Here is a 345-nt window from a genome sequence, read left to right on the forward strand (position 1 = left end):
GGTGCAGGGGGAGCACCACCGGCCGGCCCGGGCCGGAGCACGGCCCGTCGGGGTCGTGGCGGCTCACGCCTCGAGGGTGTCGGCCACCACGTCGGAGAACGTCTCCCGCCGGTCGAAGGCATCGCGGTGGTACCAGATGACGGCCACCTCCCCGGTGGGAGCGATCCACAGGATCGGGTCGGGATGCTGATCCGCCAGGACCGCGCCGTACCCGGGGAAGTCGGCCAGGAATCCCTCGACCAGTGCATCGAGGTAGGCCCTGGTCTCTTCGTCGTCGTCGTGGTCGGCGGGGGGCGCGGCGGGGGGCGGCGCCGGCGGGGTGTGGCCCTGGGCGACTGCCCGCGC

1 protein-coding gene is annotated in these 345 nt (G+C 74.8%); it reads right to left on the reverse strand.

The features are described from left to right. Positions 1–63: 63 nt before the first annotated feature. On the reverse strand, positions 64–345 hold a 282-nt coding region (locus ACFV0G_RS32985; protein WP_380555953.1), incomplete at its 5' end, for a hypothetical protein.

This window comes from Kitasatospora sp. NPDC059571, assembly GCF_042735675.1.
Classification (GTDB): domain Bacteria; phylum Actinomycetota; class Actinomycetes; order Streptomycetales; family Streptomycetaceae; genus Kitasatospora.